Here is a 21,379-nt window from a genome sequence, read left to right as displayed (position 1 = left end):
TCTGCATCGCAGGGCCGTCACGGCAAGAAACTCCATATAAATCAACAGCTTGCACGCTCGACGCTTCAGCGTCAGAGATATTGCAAGAAGGCGGCACACAAGTTGCCCCGTCAGAGAGTCCCACCACCGAGGAGACTGCCATGACGGATGCCAATGCATCGATTTCTTCGATCGCCGGAGGCGCCGACAACGGTGCTGCGCCGGTGGTCATCGCCCAGGCGACAGTGAAGCCGATTGCGCCCATGGGGACTGGCGCCGCCGCAGTTCAGCCTGCGGCGCCGGCCGGCATCGGGTCAATTTCGAACGCCACGCCCGGCACGGTCCTCATGCGCGACGGCGTCTCGATTCCCGTCGACGGCAACCAGGCGCTGATGGCCGGCGACCGCGTGATCGTTCCGCAGGACGGCCACGCCAACGTTCTCTTTCCCGGATCGGCCACCAACAAGGCACCGCTGGCCGGCATCTTCACGGGCGGCACCGACGCCACCATCAGCACGACCAAGCTGGCCAGCGGCCTCGAGCAGGTGAATGTGGACGTGGCCTCGGGCGACCTGGAAGTGACCTCGCCCGACAGCGACGCGGAAGCCGCGGCGCTTGCGGTGAGCAAGAAGACCGCTGCCGGCAGCGGCATCGGGCTGGGTGAATTCGCTCTCGGTGCACTGGGTGCCGTCGCGCTCGGCGCCGCGCTGAGCGGTGGTGGCGGCAGCGACGGTGGCGCGGTTCCTTTCTTCGTTCCGGGCGTTGGCGACAGCGATGCCGACGCAGATGCGGATGCAGATGCCGACTCGGATGCGGACGGTGATGCTGACGCTGACGCGGATGCAGACGCCGATGCGGACGCAGATGCCGATGCCGATACAGACGCTGATGCGGATGCAGACGCCGATGCAGATGCGGACGCTGATGCCGACGCGGATGCCGATGCCGACCACCTGCTCGATCCAGGCGACAGCCTCGCCGGCCATCTGCTCGGCTCCCTGGACAACGTTCTCGGCCTCGGAGGTGGCAGCGCCGCCGCGGCCAGAAGCGTCGCCGCCAGTTCATCCGGCACATTGGCATCGCTGATGCCCGTGGCCGACGGCCTCACGGATCTGGTGGACGACGTGCTCTCGCCGATCGCGGGCAACGAGTTCAGGCCCGACGATCCGAATGCGTTCGATCCGCTGGACAACACCGTCGACAACCTGGCCGTCAACATCGGCGGCGTGCTCACCCCCGTGGTGGACGGCCTGCTGGGCGACGGCCTGACGGACGCGCTCGTCGGGTCGCTGATCGGCCAGGTCGACTACCTGACGGATGCGTTGAGCAACATCCTCGAAAACGTGCTCGGCAGCGAAGGCCTGCTCGGCGGCGTGACCACCGGCCTTGGCATCGACGGCCTCGTGGACGAACTGGTCGGCACCGACGGCGTGGTCGGGCAGGTGCTCGAAGGCCTGCTGGGCGACGGCAGCCTGTTGGGCAGCGTGCTCGGCGAAGACGGCCTGGTCGGGCAACTGCTTGGCGATGACGGGCTCCTTGGCGGTCTGCTTGGAGGTGACGGCGGGCTGCTCGGTGGTGTCCTGGGTGATAACGGCCTGCTGGGCGGCCTGCTCGGCGGCGATGGTGGCTTGCTTGGCGGCGTACTGGGTGACGACGGTCTATTGGGCGGTCTGCTCGGCGGTGACGGTGGCTTGCTTGGCGGTGTCCTGGGTGACGACGGTCTGCTGGGCGGTCTGCTCGGCGGCGACGGCGGCTTGCTTGGCGGCGTGCTCGGCGGTGTTGACGGCCTCCTTGGCGACGATGGCCTGCTGGGCGGCGTGCTCGGCGGCGACGGCTCGCTCGCCGGCTTGCTGGGCAGCGAAGGCCTCACCGGCGGCCTGCTCAGCGGAGGCGGGCTGGTCGACAGCCTGCTCGGACCCGACGGCGTGGTCGGCGACCTGTTGAGCGAGACACCCCTGGGCGGTTTGCTCGGAGGAGATGGCGGCCTGCTCAGCGGCGTGCTGGGCGATAACGGCCTGCTGGGCGGCCTTCTCGGTGACGACGGCCTGTTGGGTGGCGTTCTGGCCGACGACGGCCTTCTCGGAGCCGAAGGCCCGCTCGGCAGCCTGTTGGGCGGCGACGGCGGCTTGCTCGGTGGCGTGCTGGGCGACGGTGGTCTGTTGAGCGGACTGCTCGGCGGCGACGGTGGCCTGCTTGGTGGTGTTCTGGGCGACGATGGCGTGCTGGGCGGACTGCTTGGCGGCGATGGCGGCCTTCTTGGTGGCGTGCTGGGTGGCGACGGTGGTCTCCTCGGCGGCGTCTTGGGCGAGGGCGGTCTGCTGGGCGGAGTGCTCGGTGGTGACGGCGGCCTCCTCGGCGGCGTCTTGGGTGACGACGGTCTGCTGGGTGGCGTACTCGGCGGCGACGGCGGTCTCCTCGGCGGCGTCCTGGGTGACGATGGTCTGCTGGGTGGTGTGCTCGGCGGCGACGGTGGCCTCCTCGGCGGCGTCTTGGGCGAGGGCGGTCTGCTGGGTGGTGTGCTCGGCGGCGACGACGGCCTCCTTGGCGGCGTACTCGGTGGCGGCAGTGGCAGCGGTGGCGGCCTGCTCGGTGGCGTTCTCGGCGAAGACGGCATCGTGGGCAACCTCCTGGGCAGCGACGGCCTGGTCGGCGGTCTGCTGGGCGCGGACGGTCTCGTCGGCAGTCTGCTCGGCGCGCTGGGCGGCGACGGCCCCGTGGCCAACGTCCTGCAGCCGGCGGGCGACGCAGTAGCTCCGGCAGTCGAGACCGCGGGCAGCACGGTCTCCCACGCCTCGGCTCCGGCGACGGACATCCTGGCCGGGGCCACGGGTGTCGTGGCGCCGGTGGTCGACACGGTGGCCAGCGTGGTCGAAGGCGCGGGCCATGCCGTCGGCTCGGGCCTGACCGAAGTGGTGACGCCGATCACCAGCCAGGTCGAGCAAACGGTGAACCACGTCGTGAGCCCGGTCACCAACATCCTGCACGGCCTGCTGGGCTGACTGTAGGCAAGCACCCACGCGCCCGGCCTGCCTTATCCCGCAGGCACGGGCCGCGCACACGGTCAAAGTAGAAGCCTGAAGTTCTTCGGGCAGGCAGCATTTGCCGAAGGGCTCTCGGTTCCTCCTCACGGCGCATTCCTGCGTCGTTAAGCGCTCCCTCGAGGAGCGCTTTTTTTGGCCTCGCCTTGCCTGGCGCAGGGGCAGTCAATTCCGCGTAACAAGGCATCGATCCAATGCAGCGCGGAAAGCCTCCCCCTCCCACATCGTCCCTCGCCGAATGCGACGGGAGAAACCGCTCCGTGACCACAGACCTCCACCCTCCCCGCTCCAGCAACATCCTCGGCCGCCGTCTGCTGGCCACTTTCTGCGTCGTCCTGCTGCTGACCCTTGCGGGGTCGGGCATCGGCATCTGGTCGCTGTCCAAGGTGGACGAGGCCACGCGCGAAGCCATCCAGCAGCACGGTGTTTCCGAGCGCCTGGTGGTGGACGCCTACCGCCTGCAGTCCATCAACGCCGAGCGCTACAAGGCCATGGCACTGAGCTCCGAACCCGAAGTCGGCGAGATCCTTTCAGCGGACATCCAGGCGACCGAGAAGAAGTACGGCGAACTGCTGCAGCAGGTGTCGCAGCGCCTGCAGAAGGACTCGGACCGCGCGCTGCTCGAACGGACCCAGGCCGCGGGCGAGAACTTCAAGGCTGCCGTCAAGGAGCTGATCGCGGCGCGCGACTCCGGCCTCACGGAGCGCATCCGCACGGTCTACGCGCAGCGCTTCCAGCCCGGCTCGACCGCGCTGCTGGAGGCCGTGTCGCAGCTCGCCCAATCGCAACGCGAGGCCATCGACGCAGCCGGCAGCCGCATCGAGGCGCTCAGCGCCTCGGCCCGGCTGGCCCTGGTGGTGTTCGGCGCAACCGCCCTGCTGCTCGGCGCGGTGCTGGCCCAGTGGCTGGTGCGCAGCATCAGCCGGCCGATCCGGGCGGCCAGCGAAACGGCCGGGCGCGTCGCCAGCCTGGACCTGCGCCAGGACATCGAAGGCCATTCGCGCGACGAAGCCGGACAGATGCTGCTGGCGCTGGGCGCGATGCAGGGCGCCTTGCGCGAGCTGGTGCTGCGGGTGCGCGAGTCGGTACAGAACGTGCGCGTGGCCGCCGGCGAAATCGCACACGGCAATTCGGACCTATCGGCGCGCACCGAAGACGCGGCGTCCAGCCTGCAGCAGACCGCTGCGGCGCTCGAGCAGGTGATGCGCAACGTCGAACAGTCGAGCTCCGCCGCGGGCCGCGCCGAGCAGATGGCCGGCGCTGCGGCGGCCGTGGCGGCACAAGGCGGCGAGGTGGTGTCGCAGGTGGTCGGCACCATGCAGGACATCCATCGCGCATCGCGCAAGGTGGCCGACATTACCGGCGTGATCGACGGCATCGCGTTCCAGACCAACATCCTCGCGCTCAACGCCGCCGTCGAAGCTGCGCGCGCCGGCGAGGCGGGCCGGGGCTTCGCGGTGGTCGCGTCGGAAGTGCGGCAGCTGGCCACGCGCTCGGCCACGGCCGCGCGCGAAATCAAGGGCCTGATCGACGACTCGGTGCGGCGCATCGAGGCCGGCACCGTGCTGGCCGACGGCGCGGGCCAGACCATGGGCCGCATCGTGGCCTCGATCGGGCAGGTCGCCGACACCGTGAGCGCGATCACGGCGGCAACGCAGTCGCAGACGCACGACATCGGGCAGATCAACGCCGCCGTCACGCGCCTGGACGAGATGACGCAGCAGAACTCCGCGCTGGTCGAGGAATCGGCCGCCGCATCGGAGGGCCTGCGCGACCAGGCACGCAGCCTCGACGCGCTGATCAGCCAGTTCGTGCTGCCCGGCGACGCCGTGCAGGCACCGAAGGCCGACGACACATGGCCGCGGGCGCAGCGGGATCTTCCCCGCGTGGTGCCGCTGGCTGAAGGCCGCCTGCTGCCGGCCTGAGTCCGCGCTTTTGCCTTAGCGGCGAATCAGGTCAGTGCGTCTCGCGGCGCAGCTGCTGCACGTCTTCATGCAGCGAGTGCGCCCAGTCGCGGCGGTCGCGGCCGTGCGGGTCCTGCGGCTCGCCGAAGCGCACGATGGCCAGCAGCGGCGGCGCGCGCAGCGTGTTCCACAGCGAGGCGGCGAGGCTGTCGTCGTCGATGTAGCGCGGTGCCTGGCTGGTCTCGCCGGTGGCGGCATCAGCAAAGCGCAGCGCGGCGGGCAGCACCGGGGCGCCAGAGGAAATGGCCGCCTGCAGCAGGTTGGCATGGAACGGCAGCAGGCCGCGGCCGTCGCTGGTCGTGCCTTCGGGGAACACGCCGATCAGGTCGCCGTTGCGCAGCGCCTCGGTCATGTGGTGCACCACACGCAGCGCGTCGCGGCGGCGTTCGCGCTCGATGTAGAGCGTGCCCGAGCCGTTGGAGAGTGTGCCGATCAGCGGCCAGTTCTTGACGTCCGACTTCGACACGAAGCGCACATGGCGTGCCGCATGAAGGCAGGTGATGTCGAGCCACGAAAGGTGGTTGCAGATGAGCAGCACCGGCCCCTCGGGCGGCGGCGTGCCCTGCACCTTGAGCGTGATGCCCATGATTTCGAGCATGCGCCTCGACCATGCCTGCACGCGCGCATTGCGCTCTGCCTGCTCGAGGCTGGGAAAGGTGAAGCGGATCGTCCACCAGCCGACCAGCGCATGCCCCACCGCGTGCAGCAGGCGCCAGCAGGCTTTCAACGAATGAACCATCGGGGCGTCGTTCTTTCTTTCGATCTGTCAGCCGTGCACGACCCGGCCCGCCACCAGCGTGTGGCGTGCGCGGCCCTGCATCGGATAGCCGGCGAACGGCGTGTGCTTGCCCTGGCTCTTGAGCGCATCGGGCAGCACCTGCCATTCGAGCCCGGGGTCGGCAATGCACAGGTCGGCCACGCCGCCTTCCACCAGGCGGCCGATGCCGGTGCCTGCGTCTTCGGCGGCCAGCAGGCGTGCCGGCGCGGAGGTGATGACCTCGATGGCGCGCGCCACGCCCGCGCCGCTGCGCTCGCCCCATTGCAGCGCGAGCGGCAGCAGCAGTTCGAGCCCGGTCGCGCCGGCTTCACTCTCTGCAAAGGGCAGCGTCTTGGCGTCGGCCTCGACCGGCGTGTGGTCGGACACCAGCGCGTCGATGGTGCCATCGGCCAGCGCGGCCGAGAGCGCCTCGCGGTCGCCCTGCTGGCGCAGCGGCGGGTTCAGGCGCGCGCGGCTGTCGAAGTAGCCGATGTCTGTGTCGACCAGGTGCAGCGAGTTGATGCTGACGTCGCAGGTCAGCGGCAGGCCTTGCGCCTTGGCTTCGCGCACCAGCGCCACGCCGCGCGCGCTGGAGATGCGGCACAGGTGCACTCGCGCGCCGGTGGCCTTCATCAGCTCGACGATGGTGAAGATGGCGATGGTCTCCGCCGACACGGGCACGCCCGCGAGGCCGAGCCGCGTGGCGAGCGGGCCGCTGGCCGCGACGCCCTTGCCGAGGTCGCGGTCTTGCGGGCGCAACCACACGGTGTAGCCGAATGTGCTGGCGTACGACAGCGCGCGCTGCAGCACTTGCGTGTCGGCCAGCGGCACGTCGGCCTGGCTGAAGCCGATGCAGCCGGCCTCGGTGAGTTCGGCCATCTCGGTCAGCACGCCGCCGGCGAGGTTGCGCGTGAGCGCACCGAGCGGAAACAGGCGCGCGCACTGCAGCTTCTCGGCGCGGAACTTCAGCATCTCGACCAGGCCAGGCTCGTCGAGCACGGGGTCGGTGTCGGGCGGGCACACGAGGCTGGTAACGCCGCCGGCGATGGCCGCGGCCATTTCGCTTTCGAGCATGCCTTCGTGTTCGTAGCCAGGCTCGCGCAGGCGCGCTGCGAGGTCGACGAGGCCGGGGGCAACGATGCAGCCCGTGGCGTCGATGGTGCGCTCGGCCTTGAAGCCGGCAGGGATGCTGCCGATGCCGGCGATCTTGCCGTCGACGATGGCGATGTCGGCCTTCCTGTCGGTGCCCGAAGCGGGGTCGACGACGCGGCCGTTGGTGATCAGTGTGTTCATGCTTCGTTACCTGCCACGATGCTCATCACCGCCATGCGAACCGCGATGCCGAAAGTGACCTGCGGGAGGATCACGCTCTGCTTGCCATCGACCACGGCGGAGTCGATCTCCACGCCGCGGTTGATGGGGCCCGGGTGCATCACGATGGCGTCGGGCTTGGCCAACTGCAGCTTCTCCGGCGTGAGGCCGAAGGTCTTGAAGAACTCCTGCGACGACGGCAGCAGCGCGCCGCTCATGCGCTCGTTCTGCAGGCGCAGCATGATGACGACGTCGCAGTCCTTGATGCCCTCTTCGAGCGTGTGGCACACGCGCACGCCCATGCCGGCCATGTCGCTCGGCACCAGCGTCTTCGGGCCGACCACGCGCACTTCGGCGCAGCCGAGCGTGGTGAGCGCATGAATGTCGGAGCGCGCCACGCGCGAATGCAGCACGTCGCCGACGATGGCGACTGTGAGGTTCGAGAAGTCTTTCTTGTAGTGGCGGATCGTGTACATGTCGAGCAGCCCCTGCGTCGGGTGCGCGTGACGGCCGTCGCCGGCGTTCACCACGTGCACGTGCGGCGCCACGTGCTGCGCGATCAGGTAGGGCGCGCCCGACTCGCTGTGGCGCACCACGAACAGGTCGGCCGCCATCGCGCTCAGGTTGGCGATGGTGTCGAGCAGCGACTCACCCTTGGTGGCCGAGGAACGCGCGATGTCGAGGTTGATGACGTCGGCGGACAGGCGCTTGGCCGCGATCTCGAAGGTGGTGCGGGTGCGGGTGCTGTTCTCGAAGAACAGGTTGAACACGCTCTTGCCGCGCAGCAGCGGCACCTTCTTCACCTCGCGGTCGCTCACGCTCGTGAAGTTGGCGGCGGTATCGAGGATGTGCGTGACGATGTCCTTGGGCAGGCCCTCGATCGACAGCAGGTGGATCAGCTCGCCGTTCTTGTTGAGTTGGGGGTTTCGCTTGTAGAGCATTAATTGCTTTCCTCCACCTTGAGGCTGAAGGCGCCGTCGGCGGCGCGGGCCAGGGCAAGCAGTTGAGTATTCGGCAGCGTGAGCGTGGTGGCGGCGAAGTCGGCGGCCACGGGCAGTTCGCGGCCACCGCGATCCACCAGCACCGCGAGGCGCACGCTGGCTGGGCGGCCGAAGTCGAACAGCTCGTTGAGCACCGCGCGGATGGTGCGGCCGGTGTAGAGCACGTCGTCGAGCAGCAGCACGTCTGTGCCGTTCACGTCGAAGGGCAGCACGGTCTGCGCGCTGGCCGCGAGGCCGCGGCGTGCGAAGTCATCACGGTGCATGGCCGACGAGATGATGCCGGGCGCGCCGGGCAGGCCCAGGTCTTTCTGGAGCCGCTCGACCAGCCAGGCGCCGCCGGAGGTGATGCCCACAAGCTTTGTCTCGGGACGCATCAGCGCCTTCACGCCGGCCAGCAGCTTCGTGTAGAGCGCTTCGGCATCGGGAATTGAACTCACGGGAGACTCCTCAAAAATTGCTCCAGGATGATGCAGGCCGAGGCGGCATCGGCATCGCGCGCGCCCGATGACAGGGCCTCGGTGGTGCTGTAACGCTCGTCGACCTCGAACACCTGAAGATTGAAACGGCCGCGCAGCTGGCGCGCGAACTTCTGCGCGCGGCGGGTGTTCTCGTGCGGGGCGCCGTCGGGGTGGTAGGGCACACCGATCACCAGCGCGTCAGGCTGCCATTCCTTGATGCGCGCCTCGACCAGCGCAAAGCGCGCGTCGCCTTCGGCCTTGATGGTGGGCTGCGGGGTGGCCGTCTGCAGCAGCCGGTTACCGCTGGCCACGCCCGTGCGCTTCAGGCCGAAGTCGAAGGCCAGGAAGGTCTGAAAATGGGCGGGAACAACGGCAGGTGCTGGGGACTGAGCGCTGTCAGACATCGCCGGTCCACTCACAGGGGGCCGCCGCGCAAGGCCGCCCGAAGCGGCCGGCCCGCCCCCGGTAGGGGGTAGGCGAAGCGACACGAAGTGCGCGCAGCCTGGGGGCGAGCCAAGTTCATCATGCGTGTCCGGCGTCCGGGGACAGCTTCCACGCTTCGAGGCCCAGCAGCAACAACGCCCTGTCGTAGCGCTGCTCGACCGGGGTGTCGAAGATCACGGCCGGGTCGGCGCCCACGGTGAGCCAGCTGTTCTCGGCCAGTTCCGATTCGAGCTGGCCTTCGCCCCAGGCCGCGTAGCCCAGCGAGACCAGCACCTTGCGCGGGCCCGCGCCGGTGGCCAGGGCCTCCAGCACGTCCTTGGAGGTGGTCATTTCGAGCCCGCCGGGGATGGTCATGGTCGAGGCGTAGACCGATTCCTCGGGCTTCTCGGCCTGGGTGAAGACCGGCTCGTGCAGCACGAAGCCGCGTTCGGTCTGCACCGGGCCGCCCTGGAAGACGGGGGCTTCGCCCAGCTCGGGGCGGGCCAGGTGGAGCTCGATTTTCTCGAACAGCACCTTGAGGTTGATGTCGCTGGGTTTGTTGATTACCAGGCCGAGCGCACCGCGCTCGCTGTGTTCGCAGAGGTACACGACGCTGCGGTTGAAAGTTTTGTCTTCCATCCCGGGCATCGCTATCAAAAAGTGATGCGTGAGGTTCATCGGGGCAGAATCGGCGGCCATATGCCCCCGATTTTACTGGCCGTTGACAAGACCTATCCCAAAGGGCTCATGTGGTTCCGCCGGGACCTCCGGGTGGACGACAACGCGGCCCTGTATCGCTCGCTGCGGGCCTGCCGCCAGGTGGTCTGCGTTTTTATCTTCGACAAGGCCATTCTCGACGCCCTGCCCACGGTCGACCGCCGGGTCGAATTCATCCGCGAATCGCTGGTGGAGCTCGAAGCCGAGCTGCGCGCGCTGGGCGGTGGGCTGATCGTGCGGCATGCGGCGGCGGTGCAGGAGATTCCGGCGCTGGCACGCGAGCTCGGCGCGCAGGCGGTGTTCGCCAACCGCGACGACGAGCCCGACGCGCTGGAGCGCGACGCCAAGGTGCTCGGCGCGCTGGCCAATGCCGGCGTGGCCTTCCACACCTACAAGGACTCGATCGTCTTCGACCGCGACGAGGTCATGACCAAGACCGACCAGCCCTACACGGTGTTCACGCCTTATAAGCGGGCCTGGCTGGCGAAGGTCGATGCGTTCTTCCTCAAGTCGTACCCGGTGCGCAGCCACGCCGACGCGCTGGCACCCTCGCCGCAGGCCTATGGGGAGCCGGTGCCGGCGCTGGGGGATATCGGCTTCGAGAAAAGCAACCTGTCGGCGCTGGAGATTCCCACCGGCACGCGCGGCGCGGGCCTGCTGTTCGAGGATTTCTTCGAGCGCATCGACCGCTACGGCGAGGCGCGCGACTTTCCGGCGGTGCGCGGGCCCAGCTACATGGGCGTGCACCTGCGCTTCGGCACGGTGTCGATCCGGCAGATGGCAAGCCTGGCGCACCAGCTCTCGCTGCAGGGCAACGCCGGGGCGACGACCTGGCTGAGCGAGCTGATCTGGCGCGAGTTCTACTTCCAGATCCTGGTGCACTTTCCGCACGTGCACAGGGGCGGCGAGTCGAAGAGCTTCCGGCCCGAGTACGACAAGATCGCCTGGCACCACGGCAAGCACGCCGACCAGCTGTTCGACGCCTGGTGCGAAGGCCGTACCGGCTACCCGCTGGTGGACGCGGCCATGCTGCAGATCAACCAGAGCGGCTACATGCACAACCGCCTGCGCATGGTGGTGGCGAGCTTCCTCTGCAAGGACCTGGGGCTGGACTGGCGGCGCGGCGAGGCCTACTTCGCGCTGCACCTGAACGACTTCGAGCTGGCGTCGAACAACGGCGGCTGGCAATGGGCCAGTTCGAGCGGCTGCGATGCGCAGCCCTACTTCCGCATCTTCAACCCGGTGACGCAGAGCGAACGCTTCGACCCCGAGGGCAAGTTCATCCGCCGCTACCTGCCGCAGCTGGCGGGGCTGTCGAACGCGGCGATCCATGCACCGTGGATGGCGTCGCCGGTGGAGCTGGAGGCGGCCGGCATCAAGCTGGGCGAGACGTACCCGAAGCCGGTGGTGGACCATGCCGAGGCGCGCGAGAAGACGTTGCAGCGCTACGGAGTGGCGCGGGCGAAGGCGCTGCAGAAATAGAAATAGAAAAAGAAAAGGGCCCGAAGGCCCTTTCCCTGATCGCTGCCAGAAAACCGCGCGTCAGGCGGCGGCAGCCAGCGTCGTCGACTCGCTCGTGTACGCACGCACCAGGCGCAGCAGTTCCTCTTCCGAGTACGGCTTGCCCAGGTAGTGGTTCACGCCCAGTGTGCGCGCGTAGTCGCGGTGCTTCTCGGCGATGCGCGAGGTGATCATGATGATCGGCAGCTCGGCCAGCGCGGCGTCGGCGCGGATGTTGCGGGCCAGGTCGAAGCCGTCCATGCGCGGCATCTCGATGTCCGACAGCACCACCGCCGGGCGTTCCTGCTGCAGCCGTTCGAGCGCCTGCAGGCCGTCGGCCGCGAGCGACACGCGATAGCCTTCGCGCTGCAGCAGACGCTGCGTGACGCGGCGCACGGTGATGGAGTCGTCCACTACCAGCACCAGTGGAACCTGCGGGGCCACCGGGGCCAGCACCGGCAACGGCTCCTGCGGCGCGCCCTGCCCGGCCGTGGCCGATGCGCCATGCGCCGGCGCCACCAGCGCGGCGGCCTGGCGCTCGCGCGCCTGTTCGCCGTGCACCGCGGCCAGCGCCACGGGGTTGTAGATCAGCGCGACCGCGCCCGAAGCCAGCACCGAGATGCCGGCCAGGCCGGGCAGCCGCGCGAGTTGCGGGCCGAGGTTCTTGACCACGACTTCCTGGTTGCCCAGCACTTCGTCCACGTGCAGAGCCACGCGCTGCGCGGCGCTTCGCACGACCACGATCGTGTTGTTCTTGGCGCCTGCATGCTCGCTGCGGGTCGAGGCCTGCAGCAGCGCGCCGGCCCAGTAGAACGGCACCTGTTCGTGGCCGAAGGGATGGCTGTTGTGCAGGTAGGCGGCCTCGAGGTCGGTTCCACCCACGCGCTGCACCAGTTCCACCAGGTTCGACGGCACGCCGACCGACACCTCGCCCGCGCGCAGCATCACCACGTGCGTCACGGCGGTGGTCAGCGGCAGCACCAGCTTGAAGATGGTGCCCTGGCCCGGGTTGCTGTGCGTTTCGATGCGGCCGCCGAGCGCCGCGATCTGCGCGCGCACCACGTCCATGCCGATACCGCGGCCGGCCAGTTCGGAAACTTGCCCCGCCGTCGAGAAGCCGGGCTTGAAGATCAGCTCGGTGGCTTCTTCGGCCGACAGCTCCTGGTCGTGGCCAAGCAGGCCGAGGGCGCGGGCGCGCTCGGCGATGCGCTTGTTGTCGAGGCCGGCGCCGTCGTCGCGGAAGCTCACCGAGACGTCGTTGCCTTCATGGTGCAGGTCGATGACGATCAGGCCGCTGGCGTCCTTGCCGGCCTTCTCGCGCACGGCCGAATCCTCGATGCCGTGGGCCACGCAGTTGCGCAGCAAGTGCTCGAAGGCGGGCGTCATGCGGTCCAGCACGCCGCGGTCCATTTCGATCGAGCCGCCGACGATGTCCAGGCGCACCTGCTTGCCGGTGTCCTTCGAGGCCTGGCGCACCACGCGATAGAGGCGGTCGGAGATGCCTTCGAACTCCACCATGCGCGTGCGCAGCAGGCCGCGCTGCAGTTCGCGCGTCTGGCGCGCCTGCACGCTGAGGTCGTCTTCCGTCGCCTGCACGGTCTTTTGCAGCGTGCGCTGCACGGTGGCCACGTCGTTCACCGACTCGGCCATCATGCGCGTGAGTTCCTGCACACGGGTGAAGCGGTCGAACTCCAGCGGGTCGAAGCCCTGCTGCGAGTCCTTGGCTTGCGCCAGGCGGGACTGCATCTGGCTTTCGGCCTGCACTTCGATGTCGCGCAGCTGCTGGCGCAGGCGGTCCAGGTTGCCCGTGAGGTCGGACAGCGAGCCGCGCAACTGGCCCAGTTCGGCCTCCAGGCGCGAACGCGTGATGATGACCTCGCCGGTCTGCGCGACCAGGCGGTCGAGCAGCTGGGTGCGAATGCGCACGGCCTGGCCCGTTGCGGCACGCAGGGGCGTGAGCAATGCGGGCGCTGGGCGCGGCTGCAGCGTCGTGGGTGCGGCCGGTGCGGCAGCGACGGATTCTTCGTCTTCCAGGCTCGCCACGGGGGCGGCGGTTTCGTCGTTCGCCGGCACGCCGGCTTCGGGCGCCACCTGCAGCAGTTGGGCAGCGGATGCGGTCGCGGTGGCCGCGGCCACGATCTGGGCCAGTTCGACCTGCGTGGCATCGTCGGCCGCGCGCAGCGCGTCGAAAGTGGCCTGCAGGGCGTCGAGGCGCGTCAGCAGTTTTTCGATGTCGGCCCGTTCCGCGCCCTGGGAGCCCAGGACTTCGATCTCGGACTCCATGCGGTGCGCGCGTTCGCCCAGGCGCATGGCGCCGGCCAATCGTGCGCTGCCCTTGAGCGTGTGCAACGTGCGCAGCACCGAGGCGCGCGGCGCGCTGTCGTCGGGGTGATGCGCCCACTGGCGCAGCGCTTCGCCGAGCTGGGGCAGCAGTTCGGCAGCCTCTTCCTCGAAGATCGGGAACAGGTCGACGTCGACCGCGTCGGCCAGGTCGATGGCGTCTTCGGAATCGTCCAGCGCCACGTCGGCAACGGATTCGCTGACCACCACCTGCTGCAGCGGCCGGACTTCGGCACGCATGGCAACTTCGGTCGGCATCGGCGAATTGGCAATGTCGCGCAGCGCCTGCAACGTGCCTTCGGCCGGATCGCGCAGGAAGCCAACGGCAAACTGGTGCAGCAGGCGGCGCAACTCGTCGGCCGCGGCCACCAGCACCATGCCCTGCTCACGCGTGCCGCTGCCCTGCATCTGCAGATGCTGCAGCGCGGCTTCGAACAGGCGGGCCATGCCCGACAGGCTGTGGAAGCCGACCGTGGCCGAGCTGCCGGCCAGCGAGTGGGCCAGCGCAACGGTCGAGTCGGGCAGGCGTTCGTGCGATTCGAGCGCCCACTCGCCGACGTCGGTGGCGAGCTGGCGCGACCACTCATCGGCCTCGTTGAGGTAGACGTTGTAGAGCTGGATGCCGATGCGCAGCGGGCCGATGACCTTGACCTGGTCTTCGGCGCTTTCCTGCGGTGCGACGGGCGCAGCCGCCACGACGGGTTCGGGCGCTTCTGCTTCTGTTTCTTTGTCGGCAACGAGGATCTGCGGTTCTTCGGGCACAGGGAGTGCTTCGAAGATGGGCACGACCACTTCGGCGACCGTTGGGGCGGGCAGTTCGGGCTCTGGCTCCGGCTCTGCTTCGGCCACCGGTTGCGGCTCGGGTGCGGCGACCGGCTCTTCTGGTTCTTCTTCGTGCAGCGGCAGTGCCGCTGCTTCGATGACTTCGGGCTCGGCAGCAACAACAGCAGCAGGCTGCACGGGCAGCGGTTCGGGCGCCCACTCCAGGTCGGGCAGGCCGGCCGTGGTCGGCACGGTGGCTTCGATCGATTCGATGGCAGGTGCGGGCGCTGCCGGCTCCGGCTCCACGGCCGCGGGCGTCTTCGCAGGGGGCGCCAGGAAATCGAACTCCTCGCCGCTCGGCAGGGCCATCAGCGGCGCGGGCTCGGTGGTCGACTTCGCTTCGAAATCGATGAAGTCGGTCGATGCGAAATCGTCGTCGGGCTCGGGCGTGGCAGCCTTCTCGGGCTCTTGCCAGGCCACGGTTTCGAACGGCATCTCGGGCGCCGCAACCGGTGCGGGTGCAGGCGCTTCCGAGGTGAGCGACAGATCCGGCAGATCGGGCAGTTGCAGGGGCGGCAGCTCTGCCGCCACCGGCGCCGCAACCTCGAGCGGTGCGGGCGCGGAGTGAGGTGCTTCAGCGGCGATGTGGCGCGCAGCGACCGCCAGGGCCTCCGCATCGGCCACGCGCACCGGCGGGGGCACGGGCTCGCCGGCCAGCAGCGCGTTGGCCACGCGGCTGAACGGTGCCGACTGCCAGCCGTGCGCGGAGCCCGAGGCGATGGCCTCGACCCACTGGCTGAAGTCCTTCATCGTGCGTTCGGTGGCCGACAGCAGTTCCGGCGTGGCGGCGCGCTGGTCGGCCAGCCAGGTGTTGAGCACCTGTTCGAGCGACCAGGCGGCGTCGCCGAAGTCGGTGAGGCCGACCATGCGCGAGCTGCCCTTGAGCGTGTGGAAGGCACGACGCAGGATCGTGAGTTCTTCGGTGTCGTCCGGGTAGCTGGCGAGTTCGGCGATGGCGGCCAGGCCGTTCTGCACCACCTCGCGGGCCTCGTCGAGGAAGATGTTCTGCAGGTCGTCTTCTTCGAGCTCGGTGACCTCGGTGTCGGGCAACGCGGACGGGCCGGAGATCTTGTTCGTCCAGCTGTCGGCCTTGCTGCTGAATTCCTCGATCGGCGAAACCTTGGCCTTGCGGTTGGGCGTGGCGAGCGCGGCGAGCTTCGAGGCGATCTGCGCGTCGACTTCCTCGATGCTGAGCACGGCTTGGGCGACCGGAGCCGGGCTCGGCGCGGCGCCGTCGGCAACCGCGCTGTCGGTGGCCTGGCGGCCCATCAGCGGCTTGAGTTCGCCGGCTTCGGCGTCGAACACGAACAGGCGCTTGGCCAGTGCGGGCTGGTAGCCCAGCATGTCGATCAGGAAGCCCAGCGCGCCGAGGTTGTTGCCCAGCGCGTCGAAGCCGGCCATTTCTTCGGCCGGCGAGGTGCTGACGAGCATCGCCTCGACGTCGTCGCGCATGCGCTGCACGGTGAGCGCGGCCTGGTCGAGGCCGAGCACGGAGAACACGCCGCGCATCTGCAGGAGCTGCGTCGGCACGGTGCGCAGCAGGCCCTTTTCGGCCGGGCGGCGGAAGTACTGGTCTAGCGATTTCTCGAGTTCGCTCAGGTGGCTGCGTAGCTCGTCGACCACGGTGCCCATGGTCTGGCGGTCGCTCACGCGGCGGTAGAGGTCTTCCATCCACGGCTCGAGCGGCTCGGAATGGCCGCCTGCGCGCACGCGTTCGATGCGGCCCGCGAGTTGCAACGTGCGGGAGGTGAGCTGCGGATCGCTCGGGTCCAGGTCTTCGAGTGCGGCCTCCAGGTAGAGCACCGAGGTGGCGACTTCCATCGCGAGTTCGGTGCCTGGGGCCTGGCCGGAGCTCACGGAGGCTTCGACCGAATGGGTCAGCGCCTGCACCATCGGCAGGCTCGGCGGGTGCAGCTTCTGCAGCGATTCACCGAGCTGCGCGAAGGTGTCGGCCACCTGGCGCGTGCGGGTGATGTCGCCGCCCGAAAGGCCCGACCACATTTCCTTGGCGGTCTCGATGCGCTTGCGGGCTTGTTGCAGCACCAGCGGATCGAAGCGGCCGAACTGTTCGACGGTGTAGTCGATGCGCTGTTCACCGGTGATGCCCCAGGCGCTGCGCACAGTGCGCAGCGTGGCGGCGTCGTCGCTGGCGGTGGGCACGGCCTGCGCGCAGAAGAACAGCAGGTCTTGCCCGAGGCGGTCGGACACGAGGCTGTCGCCGCGCGCGAGCGTGGCGTACTGCAGCAGCACGCGCGAGGCGGCGCGCTTGACGTAGGAGTCGGGCGTGATCAGCCCGGTGGCCAGGGCTTCGAAGAAGCCTGCGGCCAGGGTCCAGAAGCTGGCGACGCGGGGCAGCAGTGCACCGCGGCCGAGCCCCAGGCACAACGCATTCAGCCGCCGCGCGGCCTGCACGTCGCTAGTCTTGACGAGTTGCAGCACTTCGCGGTCGAGTTTCGAGCGCACGGCCGGGTCATAGGCGATGGCGGCCTGCGTCAGCGCAGGCTTGATCTCGACCCAGCGCCAGACGGTGCTCCACAGGTCGGCCGGGTGCACGCGCTCGTTGCCGACGAGCTCCAGCACGTCGCGGTATTGGGGAAACAGCGCCACCGACGACACGGGCTTGCCGGCCAGCAGGGCGTTGAGGAAATCGGTGACGGCGAAGCCGGCACGCTCGATCTTGACCACCGCGGCGTCGGTGCAGCGCTGCGGTTCGGCAATGAAGCCCTGCACCGCAAACTCGATGGCGCCGAGCACCAGCGCGGGTGAGGAATGCCCCACCATCTGCAGCGCGCCAACGGCCTGGTGCAGTTGCTGGCGGGCCATCTGCAACGGACCGGCCTCGGGCTCGGCTGCAGCGTCCACGTCGCGCACGAAGCGCCGCAGCGACTTGCTTACACCGTCGAGGGATTTCTGGATTTCTCCCAGCACCCAGGCCAGCGGCCCGAGGTCTTCGGTGGCCGGCACATTGCCGGCGAGGGGGGCCGTGGCAGGGGTTTGAATCGACACGTTGGGTGCTCGCCGTTCTTATCTATCTTGTGGGTCAGGCAATCTTGAAACGAGCCACCGAACGACGCAGTTCTTCGGCCATCTGCGACAGTTCGCGCACCTGCTGGGCGGTGGTGCGCGTACCTTCTCCGGTCTGTTCCGTCACGGCAAAAATGTGCTGGATGTTCGCAGCCACCACGTTGGCCGAATCGGCTTCGCGGGAGGCGGATTGCGAAATCTGCTCAATCAGGTCGGCAAGGCGGCGCGACACGCGGTCGATCTCGGACAGCGCGGTACCCGCGTTGTCGGACAGCTTGGCCCCTTCGACCACACCCTGCGTGGAGCGCTCCATGGCGCCCACGGCATCCTGCGTGTCGGTTTGAATGGCCTTCACCAGCGCCGAGATCTGGCGCGTGGCGTCTGCGGAGCGTTCGGCCAGTCGCTGAACTTCTTCCGCCACCACCGAGAAGCCTCGACCGGCTTCACCGGCCGATGCGGCCTGGATGGCGGCGTTCAGGGCCAGCACGTTCGTCTGTTCGGTAATGTCCGAGATCAGCTCGGTGATTTCGCCAATCTCTTGCGACGATTCACCAAGGCGCTTGATCCGCTTGGAGGTTTCCTGGATCTGGTCGCGGATGGAGTTCATACCGCCGATGGCGTTCTGCACGGCCTGCAGACCCGAGGATGCGGCCTGCAGCGACTGGCGCGCCACCGTGGCGGACTCTTGCGCCTGAGTGGACACGCCGTTGATTCGCTCGGCCATGGTCAGCACCGACTGGCCGGTTTCGCGAATTTCGCGCAGCTGTTCGGTCGAGGCGGCCAGCAGCTCGGTCGAGGTGCTTTCCACCTGCGACGTCGTCTGCGCCACGCGGGTAGCCGTGTTCTGCACGTTGCCCACCAGCAGTCGCAGTTCTTCCACCGTGTAGTTCACCGAGTCGGCGATAGCGCCGGTGATGTCCTCGGTCACGGTTGCTTCCTGCGTCAGGTCGCCTTCGGCCACTGTCTGCAGTTCGTTCATCAGCCGAAGAATGGCGGCCTGGTTGGCGTTGTTGACGCGGCCGGCTTCTTCGGACGTTTGCTCGGCCGCCAGACGTTCGCGTTCGGCGGTTGCGGCACGTTCGCGGCCTTCGCGCACCTGCACGAAACCGATGGCGCCGGCCAGAGCCAGAGCGGCCAGCGACAGCACGAACAGCAGCACGATGGTGCCGGCGCCCAGGCCGGTGCGTGCGGACAGCTTGTCCTGCAGGTCGCCGAGCGACTTACGCAGCGGCTCGCTGTCGGTCAGGATCGAGGCCTGCGCTTCGCGCGCCGCCACCAGACCCTGCAGGTTGCCCAGAATGGCCGAAGCCTGTGTGCGCATCTGCTCGTAGGTCTTCAGGATGGCTTCGAGCTGCTGGCGGGTCTGCGGGTCTTTCGAACCGGGGAAGCGCTGCTGCGCATTGCCATCGAGCAGGCCGCGGGTGGTTTCCTGGAAGGTGTTCAGGTCCTTGCCCAGCAGGAACACGGCGTCGGGGTTCACACCCTCGACCGTGAAGAACTCGTTGGTCGACTTGCCGATGCGCTGCGTCAGCATCACGAGCTGGCCGGCGGCCGAGATTTCAGGCAGCGTGGCGTTCTGCTGCATCTTCAGCGACGCGACGGTTTCCGTCATTTCGAGCAGCGTGGACGACTGCTGGTTGATGTCGCGCAGAGCGGCACCCACCTGCGTCAGGATCTGGCGCTGGGCCAGCACGGCCTTGGCGCTGGCGTCGGCGCGGGTGACGAGAGGATTGATCTTGTTCATCTCCTCGTCGTACTGGTTGCCCACGCGTTCCAGGCGCAACGAGTCGTCGCCGTTGGTCAGGCCCTGCACGCGGCGCGAAAGGTCGTCGGCGCTGTCCTTCACTTCGACGAACGCCGAGGCGCTGCCGACGAGGGCCTGCGAGATCGACTTGGCAAGACGCTGCGACTGCATCAGCGACTGGCCGGTGGCCGCCACCTGCTGCGCCAGGCGTTCCGCGCGAAGAATGGCGGAGCCGGCAACCAGCAACAGCAACAGCACCACGACGGCCAGCAAGATGGCCAGGATCCGCTGCTGCCTCGCCGGGTTGGAGCCCGCGCGGCCGCCGGTGGTGTCGGGCACCGCTTCGGCAACCGTGGCGCCCGGCTCGTTGGCGGCGTCGCCGCCGCCCGGCAGATCGAGCTCGCCGAAGCTGGTGTCCGTGGTCGCGGCACCTTTTCGGGCGAGGCGCACGGTTTTCTCGTCCGGAGCCTGGACGGTGTCGACATCGTCAAGCGATATCGTGGAACCGGAGCCATCGACGCGGGCCTTGTCGTTCCCGTTGGTCACGGGCAGTAATTTCTTGAACTTGTCGGCGATCGAGCTCACGGTCGGTCCTTCAGGTGGTTTCCGGTACGGCGTGCGGGAGCACTACGCACCAATACTCAAAAACTGGGGTTGCTGCGAAAGCGCTTGCAGGTTGACTTCCTGCCAGCGCTCCCCTGCTGCGTCGGTAAACAGATGCCCATGCCAGGCAGGTGCTTCTGCGCCCGGAGGCTCGGAAGCCGTGAAGGCCTCCGCACCCCGCAACCCCGCCAGTCGATCGACCAGCAATGCGCAGTTGACTTCGAGCAGCTCGTTGAAGGCAACGAGCCGCGACTGGATGCGCGCCACCTCGGTGGCGGCCAGCGCGACTGGAACGCCGGAGGCGAATGCCGACAGCTGCACGACGCCATAGAGGCCGCCGCGCAGGTTGGCAACGCCGAGGAACCACGGCTCCGTGTAGGGCACGGGCTGTGGCGGCGTCCAGGGAAAGATTTCGCCGGCGTGTCCCAGCGGAAAGAGGTATTTGCCCTCGCCCGCCTCGACCGCCAGCCACGTGGCGGCCACGCCCGTCGTGCGAGCGGCCTGCAGGCGGCTCGCCAGCCGGGACTGGAAGGCTCTCAGAGCATCGCGATTCGCCATGGACTCGGCAGGCTTTCGCTCAGTTCAGCGCGCTGATCTTGGACATCAGGTCGGCTGCGTTGACCGGCTTCACGATGTAGTCGCGTGCGCCTTGGCGCATGCCCCAGACGCGGTCGGTTTCCTGGTTCTTGCTGGTGCACAGGATGATCGGGATCGCCGCGTACTTCGGGTCGCGGGCGATGGCGCGCGTGAGCTGGAAGCCGTTCTGGCCGGGCATCACGACGTCCATGAGGATCAGGTCGGGATGGTCTTCTTCCAGGCGGCGCATGGCGTCGTCGGCATTTTCGGCCGTCTTGACGGCAAAGCCGTTCTTCTGGAGGAGGTCGGTCAGGAACACCAGTTCCGTCTTGGAGTCGTCGACGACGAGGATTTTGCGAATAGGCATTACTGCACTTCCTGTTGAACGATGCCAAACTGCTGCACGGCCTGCAGCAGCTGGTCTTTGGTGAAAGGCTTGGTCAGGTAGTCTTGCGATCCGACCATACGGCCGCGGGCCTTGTCGAATACACCGTCTTTCGAAGACAGCATGACGACCGGAACGTTGGAAAAATGGGCGTTGCGCTTGATGATGGCGCAGGTCTGGTAGCCGTCGAGCCGCGGCATCAGGATGTCGCAGAAAATCAGATGCGGCTTGTGGTCGTTAACCTTGGAGAGCGCGTCGAAGCCGTCTTCCGCGAGAAGAACCTCGTGCCCACCCTGCTTCAGAAAAATCTCGGCACTGCGCCGGATGGTATTGCTGTCGTCGATGACTAGCACCTTGTAACCTGATCCATTCGGGCCCATTGCAAACGCTCCTGCTCAAGAGACTTGGAAGCCCGCCGCGCCGAACATCGACGCAGACCGCGTAGCTCTATCTATGCCATGCTTTCAGATTTCAACCATTTCGAAGTCTTCCTTGCGCGCACCGCACTCAGGACAGGTCCAGTTCATCGGGACATCGGCCCAGGCCGTGCCTGCCGCGATGCCATCTTCCGGTACACCAACCGCTTCGTCATAGATCCACCCACAAATCAGGCACATCCAAGTTTTCGTATTCATCGGAGCTTAAAGTCCTTGTTCATTAAATGCAACGAGTGTATCTATGCGTATCTCACTGGCAGACGGTAAACGTCGCGCCTATGCCACCATCCAGGGGATTCC

General features: G+C 68.0%; 15 protein-coding genes. 3 read left to right on the top strand and 12 right to left on the bottom strand.

The features are described from left to right. The first annotated feature begins 140 nt into the window (after positions 1-140). Positions 141-2,978 (top strand): hypothetical protein, encoded by a 2,838-nt coding sequence (locus ACSFBF_RS09070; RefSeq protein WP_435466145.1) that lies wholly within the window; start codon positions 141-143, stop codon positions 2,976-2,978. Positions 2,979-3,277: 299 nt separating this feature from the next. Next, a complete protein-coding gene (locus ACSFBF_RS09065) occupies positions 3,278-4,942 on the top strand; it encodes a methyl-accepting chemotaxis protein (protein WP_435466143.1) in 1,665 nt (554 codons plus the stop codon). Between the two features lie 31 nt (positions 4,943-4,973). On the opposite strand, the gene ACSFBF_RS09060 is transcribed toward ACSFBF_RS09065, so the two are convergent. The 6 genes from ACSFBF_RS09060 to ACSFBF_RS09035 all read right to left on the bottom strand — a co-directional run bounded on the left by ACSFBF_RS09060 (position 4,974) and on the right by ACSFBF_RS09035 (position 9,630). Next, complete coding sequence (locus ACSFBF_RS09060; RefSeq protein WP_435466141.1) at positions 4,974-5,720, bottom strand: lysophospholipid acyltransferase family protein; 747 nt, start codon at positions 5,718-5,720, stop codon at positions 4,974-4,976. A gap of 27 nt (positions 5,721-5,747) precedes the next feature. Then, complete coding sequence (locus tag ACSFBF_RS09055) at positions 5,748-7,031, bottom strand: dihydroorotase (RefSeq protein ID WP_435466139.1); 1,284 nt, start codon at positions 7,029-7,031, stop codon at positions 5,748-5,750. Beyond that, the gene (locus ACSFBF_RS09050) at positions 7,028-7,990 is read right to left on the bottom strand and encodes an aspartate carbamoyltransferase catalytic subunit (RefSeq protein ID WP_093056625.1); all 963 of its coding nucleotides are present in this window, start codon (positions 7,988-7,990) and stop codon (positions 7,028-7,030) included. Before ACSFBF_RS09050 ends, ACSFBF_RS09055 begins: the two co-directional genes overlap by 4 nt. Then, entirely contained in the window at positions 7,990-8,487 is a 498-nt protein-coding gene (gene pyrR / locus ACSFBF_RS09045) for a bifunctional pyr operon transcriptional regulator/uracil phosphoribosyltransferase PyrR (RefSeq protein WP_435466136.1), read from the bottom strand. The genes ACSFBF_RS09050 and pyrR overlap by 1 nt, the downstream gene beginning before the upstream one ends. Then, entirely contained in the window at positions 8,484-8,912 is a 429-nt protein-coding gene (gene ruvX, locus ACSFBF_RS09040; RefSeq protein WP_435466134.1) for a Holliday junction resolvase RuvX, read from the bottom strand. The genes pyrR and ruvX overlap by 4 nt, the downstream gene beginning before the upstream one ends. A gap of 118 nt (positions 8,913-9,030) precedes the next feature. Beyond that, on the bottom strand, positions 9,031-9,630 hold the full coding sequence (locus ACSFBF_RS09035) for a YqgE/AlgH family protein (RefSeq protein WP_435466132.1): 600 nt from the start codon (positions 9,628-9,630) through the stop codon (positions 9,031-9,033). On the opposite strand from ACSFBF_RS09035, the gene ACSFBF_RS09030 reads away from it, so the two are divergent. Further along, positions 9,631-11,130: a cryptochrome/photolyase family protein gene (locus tag ACSFBF_RS09030; RefSeq protein WP_435466130.1), complete on the top strand. Its 1,500-nt coding sequence runs from the start codon at positions 9,631-9,633 to the stop codon at positions 11,128-11,130. 60 nt (positions 11,131-11,190) lie between these two features. Here ACSFBF_RS09030 and ACSFBF_RS09025 read toward each other — a convergent pair whose 3' ends face one another. The 6 genes from ACSFBF_RS09025 to ACSFBF_RS09000 form a co-directional block, all read right to left on the bottom strand. Beyond that, positions 11,191-17,316 carry a hybrid sensor histidine kinase/response regulator gene (locus tag ACSFBF_RS09025; RefSeq protein ID WP_435466128.1) on the bottom strand — a complete coding sequence of 2,042 codons (6,126 nt, stop codon included), beginning with the start codon at positions 17,314-17,316 and terminating at the stop codon, positions 11,191-11,193. Between the two features lie 34 nt (positions 17,317-17,350). Next, complete coding sequence (locus tag ACSFBF_RS09020) at positions 17,351-19,663, bottom strand: methyl-accepting chemotaxis protein (RefSeq protein ID WP_435466126.1); 2,313 nt, start codon at positions 19,661-19,663, stop codon at positions 17,351-17,353. Positions 19,664-19,705: 42 nt separating this feature from the next. Next, the gene (locus ACSFBF_RS09015) at positions 19,706-20,239 is read right to left on the bottom strand and encodes a chemotaxis protein CheW (RefSeq protein WP_435466124.1); all 534 of its coding nucleotides are present in this window, start codon (positions 20,237-20,239) and stop codon (positions 19,706-19,708) included. A 19-nt stretch (positions 20,240-20,258) separates the two neighbouring features. Continuing rightward, the gene (locus ACSFBF_RS09010; RefSeq protein ID WP_093056632.1) at positions 20,259-20,624 is read right to left on the bottom strand and encodes a response regulator; all 366 of its coding nucleotides are present in this window, start codon (positions 20,622-20,624) and stop codon (positions 20,259-20,261) included. Next, positions 20,624-21,022 (bottom strand): response regulator, encoded by a 399-nt coding sequence (locus ACSFBF_RS09005; protein ID WP_021012487.1) that lies wholly within the window; start codon positions 21,020-21,022, stop codon positions 20,624-20,626. The genes ACSFBF_RS09010 and ACSFBF_RS09005 overlap by 1 nt, the downstream gene beginning before the upstream one ends. Positions 21,023-21,106: 84 nt before the next feature. Then, on the bottom strand, positions 21,107-21,277 hold the full coding sequence (locus tag ACSFBF_RS09000; RefSeq protein WP_007838397.1) for a rubredoxin: 171 nt from the start codon (positions 21,275-21,277) through the stop codon (positions 21,107-21,109). Positions 21,278-21,379 lie beyond the last annotated feature (102 nt).

The sequence above is a fragment of the Variovorax nivicola genome, assembly GCF_051216475.1.
Taxonomy (GTDB): Bacteria; Pseudomonadota; Gammaproteobacteria; order Burkholderiales; family Burkholderiaceae_C; genus Variovorax.
The sequence above is the reverse complement of the archived record's forward strand: the minus strand, read 5'-3'. Positions and strand labels throughout refer to the sequence as shown.